8 protein-coding genes are annotated in these 7,140 nt (G+C 70.7%); 3 read left to right on the top strand and 5 right to left on the bottom strand.

What is annotated here, in order from left to right; translation table 11 throughout:
- Window positions 1-46: 46 nt before the first annotated feature.
- From ACFVZW_RS36345 to ACFVZW_RS36335, 3 genes are read right to left on the bottom strand one after another with little or no spacing between them, the layout of a single operon-like run.
- A complete protein-coding gene (locus tag ACFVZW_RS36345; protein ID WP_384530772.1) occupies window positions 47-757 on the bottom strand; it encodes a class I SAM-dependent methyltransferase in 711 nt (236 codons plus the stop codon).
- On the bottom strand, window positions 726-1,172 hold the full coding sequence (locus tag ACFVZW_RS36340) for a hypothetical protein (protein WP_384530770.1): 447 nt from the start codon (window positions 1,170-1,172) through the stop codon (window positions 726-728). The genes ACFVZW_RS36345 and ACFVZW_RS36340 overlap by 32 nt, the downstream gene beginning before the upstream one ends.
- A 5-nt stretch (window positions 1,173-1,177) precedes the next feature.
- Window positions 1,178-1,627, bottom strand: coding sequence for an ATP-binding protein (locus tag ACFVZW_RS36335; protein WP_383563714.1), 450 nt, complete (start codon window positions 1,625-1,627; stop codon window positions 1,178-1,180).
- Window positions 1,628-1,881: 254 nt separating this feature from the next.
- Here ACFVZW_RS36335 and ACFVZW_RS36330 point away from each other — a divergent pair, with 254 nt between their 5' ends.
- From ACFVZW_RS36330 to ACFVZW_RS36320, 3 genes are all read left to right on the top strand, one after another.
- Window positions 1,882-2,745: a helix-turn-helix domain-containing protein gene (locus ACFVZW_RS36330; RefSeq protein ID WP_383563718.1), complete on the top strand. Its 864-nt coding sequence runs from the start codon at window positions 1,882-1,884 to the stop codon at window positions 2,743-2,745.
- Window positions 2,746-2,982 (top strand): DUF397 domain-containing protein, encoded by a 237-nt coding sequence (locus ACFVZW_RS36325; protein ID WP_137992288.1) that lies wholly within the window; start codon window positions 2,746-2,748, stop codon window positions 2,980-2,982.
- A 77-nt stretch (window positions 2,983-3,059) separates the two neighbouring features.
- Window positions 3,060-3,866, top strand: a complete 807-nt coding sequence (locus ACFVZW_RS36320) for an SAM-dependent methyltransferase (protein ID WP_384530768.1) — start codon at window positions 3,060-3,062, stop codon at window positions 3,864-3,866.
- A 147-nt stretch (window positions 3,867-4,013) separates the two neighbouring features.
- Here the strand turns inward: ACFVZW_RS36320 and ACFVZW_RS36315 are convergent, their stop codons facing one another.
- Window positions 4,014-5,885, bottom strand: a complete 1,872-nt coding sequence (locus tag ACFVZW_RS36315; RefSeq protein WP_384530766.1) for a M64 family metallopeptidase — start codon at window positions 5,883-5,885, stop codon at window positions 4,014-4,016.
- A 109-nt stretch (window positions 5,886-5,994) separates the two neighbouring features.
- A partial coding sequence (locus tag ACFVZW_RS36310) for a 6-phospho-beta-glucosidase (RefSeq protein WP_384530765.1) occupies window positions 5,995-7,140 on the bottom strand: 1,146 nt, incomplete at its 5' end.

Here is a 7,140-nt window from a genome sequence, read left to right as displayed (position 1 = left end):
GCCACGGACCGCCTTCGTCGTTGTCCGGCCGGCTTCCTGAAGCGGGCTACGCCTTCCGCGCCACCACCAGTCGGCAGCGCGGGCTGCCGTCCTCCCGGCGCCCCAGCGCCTCGATCGGCAGCAGCGACACCTCGAAGCCCGCCGCTGTCAGGCGTTCGCGCACGTCCGCCAGGCGGAACGTGCGGTAGTACATGACGAAGGGCGGGCGCCACAGCGCGTTCCGTACGCGCATCGTCACGTCGAAGCCGAGCAGGGTCCAGTACGGCAGTGAGCCGACCCGTGGGGGTGCCGGGAGGGGGAAGGCGAGGAGGCCGCCCGGGCGGAGGGAGGCGTGGGTCCGGGCGAAGAGTCCGGACTGTTCCGCCGGGAGGAAGTGGCCGAAGGCGCCGAAGCTGACCGCCAGGTCGAAGGCCGGCGCGAAGGGGAGGGCCAGGGCGTCCGCGCGGATCAGGGTGGCCTTCGGGTGGGAGCGGCGGGCCTCGGCCAGCATGCCCGTACTGAAGTCCACGCCCGTGACCCTGCCCGTGCACAGCGATCGCAGGACAGAGAGGCCCGCGCCGGTGCCGCAGCAGAGGTCGAGGCCCCGGTCGAAGGGGCCCAGGGGGCGCAGGGTCTCCGTCACCGCGTCCAGGACGGGGTCCGGGGTGCGGAACGGGGTCTCGTCGAACTTCTTCGCCAGCAGGTCGTAGCCGTGCTCCACCGAAGAGAAGGCCTGGACGGCCAGCTCACGGACGGTCGGGCCCTGAGGGGTGAACATGCTCCGACATTACGCCGTCACTCTGCGTGGGAAAGAGGGTCCAGGAGGGAGCGGTCCCCGTCAGCTGGCAGCACAGCAGATAGAGGGGGATCGGCGGGGTGTACGGCGAGGTGCCGTCGGGGCGGTGGATCAGGCGGGGGCGGCGGTCCGGGATCTCCGCGCCGGGGGCGTAGCAGGCCGGCATCGGCCAGGTCAGCTCCAGGTCCGAGCCGGTCGGCACCAGCCACCACCACCAGTCCGTATCCGCGTAGACACACCCCTTGGCGGGCAGCCGGGACAGGATCCGGAAGCCGTAGCGCGCCGGCACGCCCACCGCGTCGCAGCCCAGAGCGGTACGGAAGCCCGGCGGCACGACCAGGCGGGTCGAATCGGCCCCCGCGCTCCTGCGCGACCTCGGCGTCAGCAGCGTCGCCATCGACCTCAGCACGTGTGCCCCATGCCGTGGGCCAGTTCGGCCCAGACGACCCGCGCCGTTCCATGGCCCGTACGGTCCGCCCCCCACGCGCTGCACAGCCCGTCCACGAGCATCAGTCCGCGCCCTCGCTCCTCCTCGCCGCAGTCGCGTATCCGCGGATCGCCGGCGCCGCCCTCGTCCCGTACCGCTATGCGCAGCTGCTCTTCGCCCTCGCGCAATTCGCAGATGACATGGGTGGACGCGGTGTGGACGACGGCGTTGGTGACGAGCTCGGAGACGATCAGCGTCACCGTGTCGCGGATCTCCGGATCGCAGCCCCAGAGGATCAGCCGCTCCTCCGCCAGTCTGCGGGCGCGCGACACGGAGGACGTGCGGGCCGGCAGTTCGAAGGCGAACCGGCGGACATCGGGGCGGAGGCCGGGACGGGAAGCGTCGGTTCGTGGGCGCTGGGTCATGACGCGGGGGGTCGCTAGACCTGAGGGGAGCGCGTTACCAGAAGCCACGACCGGTCCTCACAACAGTGGGTAAGCAGTGCCGTACATCGCCCCCGTGGCGGCGCGCGGCAGCAGCACGTACTGGTTCACCGGAATACTTTGCTCCCGACTCGGACACTTGGCAAGTGGCACTCTGAAAATTGCAGAGTGCTGTGTTCTCTCTGGCCCTGTTCATGGCACACTCAACCAAAACAGCGCGTCGGGGAGGTCTGAGAGTGAGCGAGCCGCGGTCCGCCCCCACGGTGGGACAGGTCGTTCTCGGCAAGCGTCTGCAGGATCTGCGCGAGCGGGCCGGCCTGAAGCGGGAGGAGGCCGCCAAGGTCCTCCGGGTCGCTCCGGCCACCATCCGTCGCATGGAGACGGCGGAAGTCGCGCTGAAGATTCCGTACGTCCAGCTCCTGCTGAAGGCGTACGGCATCACCGACTCCGAGGCGGAGGGCTTCGTCGCCCTCGCCGAGGAGGCCAACCTCCCCGGCTGGTGGCAGCGGTTCCATGACGTGCTGCCCGGCTGGTTCTCCATGTACGTCAGCCTGGAGGGGGCGGCCGCCCTCATCCGTGCCTACGAACCGCAGTTCGTCCCCGGTCTGCTGCAGACCGAGGGGTACGCCCGCGCCATCCTGCGCAGCGGGGCCGTCGGTGGGAGCAACGCCGAGGACATCGAACGTCATGTAGCCCTGCGGATGGAGCGGCAGTCCCTGCTGACCAGGGACGACGCCCCGAAGTTCTGGGTGATCATGGACGAGACCGTCCTCCGCCGACCGGTCGGCGATGGGCCCGAAGTGATGCGCGACCAGCTCGACCGGCTACTCGAAGCGTCCGAGCTGCCGAACGTCACCCTGCAGATCGCGGAGTTCGCGTCCGGCCACCACCCCGGCACCTACGGACCGTTCGTCCTCTTCCGCTTCGCCGTGCCCGAACTCCCGGACATGGTCTACAGCGAGTACCTCACCGGCGCCGTCTATCTCGACGCGCGCCCCGAGGTGGCCTCCCATCTCGAGGTCATGGACCGCATGGCGGCCCAGGCCGCGACTGCACAACGCACGAAGGAGATCCTCCGGGATCTCCGCAAGGAGCTGTGAATGGATCGCATATACAACGGCATGCCCGCCGCGGATCTCGGTGCCGAGGGATGGCACAAGCCGTGGAGCGGCGGGAACGGGGGCAACTGCGTGGAGGCCATGAAGCTGGCCGACGGCAGAGTCGCCGTGCGACAGTCCGCAGACCCTGAGGGACCAGCGCTCATCTACACCCACGGAGAGATCGCCGCCTTCATCCAAGGAGCGAAATCCGGTCAGGCCGACTTTCTGCTCACCTGACCCCTTCCATCACACCCCTACCGTCGCGTAACTCTTGCTCTCATACCCGTAGTTCTCTCCGCCGACCAGGAGCCTCGATGAGCCAGGACCCCGCAGCCGTACGGATCGACACCAGCAAGCCGCATCCCGCGCGGATGTACGACTGGTTCCTGGGCGGCAAGGACAACTACCCGGTCGACGAGGAGATGGCCAAGCAGCTGCTCACCGTCGACGCGCGCGGCCGGGACATGGCGCGGGTCAACCGGGCGTTCATGCACCGCGCCATACGGTGGCTCAGCGCCCACGGCGTACGGCAGTACCTGGACATCGGCACGGGCATCCCCACCGAGCCCAACCTGCACCAGATCGCCCAGGAGGCCGCGCCGGACTCCCGGATCGTCTACTGCGACAACGACCCGATCGTGCTCGCGCACGCGGCCGCCCTGCTGCGCTCGACGCCCGAAGGGGCCACCGAGTACATCCAGGCGGACGCCCGCGACCCCGAGCTCATTCTCGAAAGGGCCGGAAAGGTCCTTGATTTCGACAAGCCCATAGCTTTGTCGATGCTCGCCCTGCTGCACTTCGTGGGGGACGAGGACGGGGCGTACGACCTGGTCGGCAAGCTCGTCGACAAGCTCGCGCCGGGCAGCTACGTCGTCCTCTCGCACGTCACGGGCGACTTCGACCCGGAGGGGGCGGCGAAGGCCGTCGGCATGTACAAGGCCCGCGGGCTGACCCTGCGGCCGCGCTCGCGCGACGAGCTGGCCGCGTTCTTCGACGGTCTCGAACTCGTCGAACCCGGTGTCTCGCTCACCGCGGAGTGGCACCCGGAGCTGGGCGAGGCCGTCCCGGTCCAGGGCGACGACCCCATCCCGGGCTGGGCCGCCGTCGGACGCAAGGCCTGAGGGCCGCCGCTGCACGAAGGGCCCGCGGACCGGACGGTCCGCGGGCCCTTCGTGTCAGCCGGTGCTCGGTCGGCCCCGCGGGTCCCTTCGTGTGCCGATCGGGGTCCCGTCAGCCCCGCGGGTCTTCGTGCACAGGCCGGCGCCCCGTCATCCGCGCGGCTCGACCAGCGTCACCCGGAACGACTTCGCCGCGCTCACATTGCCCGCCGCGTCCATCGAGCGGTACTCGATCGTGTGCGTCCCGTAGTCCGGTGTCGCGTCGTCCCACGGGACCGCCCGGCTCCTGCCCAGCTTGCCGTAGACGAGATCGTCGATGACCGTGCCGCTCGGCGAGAAGCGGAAGGGCGCGTCGGCGTCGGTCGGCCAGCCGTAGTACGTGTACCAGCCGTCGCCGTCCACCCGGAACTGGCTGACCACGGTGCCCGGTTGATCGTCCCGGGCCGTCAGCCTCATCGTGAACTCCCCGTCGTAGACGTACTCGACCGGGCGGCCCGGGCGGCTCACCGTGCGCAGCGGCTCGGACAGCTCGTACGAGCCCGTCGCCGGACGGGCGTCCACCGTCCACCTCAACTCGGCGTCCGTGCCCGGGATCCTGGCCGTCAGGGTGTGCGTGCCGGGGCTGAGGCGCAGCGAACGCAGGTCCAGATCGCGGTCGTTGCCCGGGTTGTGGACCGTCCGGCCGTCCAGTCGCCAGTGGACGGCGAAGGAGCCGCGTGTCGGGTGGGTCGTGTCGGCGTGGACGACCGAGCTCGCGCCGACGGGCGACGCCGTCGGCGTGTGGCCGGTGAAGGCCGCCTCGACCTCCGCCGTGGGCGTGGTCAGCGCGCGGTTCACCGTCCAGCTCACCGTACGGGTCAGGGCGGTCGAACCGCGGACCGCGGGGTCGCGGACGAACGGGGTCGGGTCGCTGACCGTCGCCGTCAGGGTGTGATCCCCGGGGGTGAGGTGCAGGCGGCGCAGGTCGACCGCCCGGGTGTCGCCGCTGCCGACCGTCTTGCCGTCCAGCCGCCACACGACGGCGAGTTCCCCGCCCAGCGGGTGCAGGGTGTCCACCCAGACCGTCCGATCGGCCCCGATCGGCGCCGTGTCGGGCGTGTGCTGCTGCACGAGATTCACCTTGCCCGAGATCGCCTGGACCATCACCTCGCGCTCGACCTGGTCGAAGGCGTAGCCGAGCGTCTTCATGATCGAGTGCTTGCTCGGCCGCCAGACGCCCTTGGTGCTGTACAGCCCGCCCTCGAAACGGCCGATGACACCGCCCGCCTCGCTCCGCTCGCCCAGCCAGCGCCACCACTTGGCGCGCTGCTCGCGCATCTGCTCCTCGGTCAGCAGGGTGTGGTGCGTCGAGGACGGCTCGGGGCCGGCGTACGTGCCGCCGGCGACCCCGCGCGCGTAGTAGTCGTACTCGTCCTGGAGCTTGCCGAGCGAGTGGCCGATCTCGTGCGGGGTGATCAGCGAGGAGAGCGCGTTGCCGCCGGACGCGGTGGCGTAGCTGCCGCCCGCGCCACCGTAGGTGTCGCTGTGCGCCAGGGCCACGATCTGCCGGTTGGCGCCGCTCGTGCCCGGGACGAGGTCGGCGAGCGCCGCGGCCTTCCCGCTGTCGACCGTCAGCAGCCGCTGCACGCTGCTCGGATTGCAGCCGCCCCAGAAGCCCATGTTCAGCGGAGTGTCACGCCGGGGCGCGTCGAGTCCCGGGTCGCAGTCCACGCCCGACTGCAGTGAAGGGACCTCCACCGCCCAGACGTTGATGTACGAGCGGTACGAAGCGAAGGGCTCGACGCTCCACAGCACGTTCAGATGCTTCTCGACGTCGGCCCGGAACGCCGGCATCTCCTCGGCGGTGTAGCCGTCGCCCATCACGACCAGGTTGAAGCGCTTGTCGGCCGGGCCCGTGGTCTGCACGGGAACGACGGTCGCCGTGTCGACGACGTCGTCGACGCCGGCGGACGGGTCGGCGGCCGCCGGTCCGGCTCCCAGCAGACCGGCGGCCAGCAGACAGCCCGCGGTGAGACGGACCATCGCCCTTCTCGGACGTGTACGACGTATCCCAGGTGAGTCCATGGGGCGCGAGCGTATGCCGCGCCCCCAGGGGCGTAAAGATGTTCGTCGGACAGTCGTGTCGGTCGATTCAGCGTCGCAGGTAGGCCAGTTCCGCATGGCCCGCGGTGTAGCCGTCGACCAGCCGGCGGGCGACGGACACCGAGTCGACCAGCGGGTGCAGCGCGAACGCCTTCACCGCCGTGGTCCGCGAGCCGCTCTCCGCCGCCGCCAGCACCTCGCGCTCGACGGCCTTGACCGCCGTCACCAGACCCACCGCGTGGTACGGCAGCGGCGCCACCGACACCGGATGGGCCCCGGCCGCGTCCACGAAGCACGGCACCTCGATCACCGCGTCCGCGTCCAGCACCGAAAGGGTGGAGCCGTTGCGGACGTTGAGGATCAGCGTGGCCCGCTCGTTGCGCGCGATCGCCCGCATCAGCGCCAGGGCCACCTTCTCGTACCCGCCCGACTCCAGATCCTCCTCGTCGCGCTCGCCGATCCCGGCGGCCTCCCGGTTGGCGGCCATGTACGTCGCCTCCCGGTCGGCGAGGGTCCGGTGCCAGGTGGCCAGCGCAGGAGTGTCCGGCTTTCCCATCTCCTCGTAGAAACCGGCCTGTTGGTCGCGGAGGTAGGCGCCGCGGGTCCGCTCTGCCTGCTGATAGGCGCGGACGGCCTCCCGGTTGAAGTAGTAGTAGTGCAGATACTCGTTGGGGATCGCGCCCAGCGAGCGCAGCCACTCGGGGCCGAAGAGCCGGCCCTCCTCGAACGAACCGAGCGCCTGCTCGTCCGCCAGCAGCCGAGGGAGCTCGTCACGGCCCGCGACCCGCAGGCCGCGCAGCCAGCCGAGGTGGTTGAGGCCGACGTAGTCGATCCACGCCTCGTCCGGACGCGCGCCCAGGACCCGGGCGACCCGGCGGCCGAGTCCGACGGGGGAGTCGCAGATGCCGACGACCCGGTCGCCGAGCACCCGGGACATGGCCTCGGTCACCAGACCGGCCGGGTTGGTGAAGTTGATGACCCAGGCGTCCGGGGCGAGTTCGGCGATCCGCCGGGCGATGTGCACGGCGACCGGTACCGTCCGCAGCCCGTACGCGATTCCGCCCGCACCCACCGTCTCCTGGCCGAGGACGCCTTCGGCGAGCGCGATCCGCTCGTCCGCCGCCCGGCCCTCCAGACCGCCGACCCGGATCGCCGAGAACACGAAGTCCGCTCCGCGCAACGCCTCGTCCAGGTC

It is taken from the genome of Streptomyces sp. NPDC059567 (assembly GCF_042735655.1).
In the GTDB taxonomy this organism is placed as follows: Bacteria; Actinomycetota; Actinomycetes; order Streptomycetales; family Streptomycetaceae; genus Streptomyces.
This window is presented reverse-complemented; position numbering and strand designations above follow the sequence as displayed.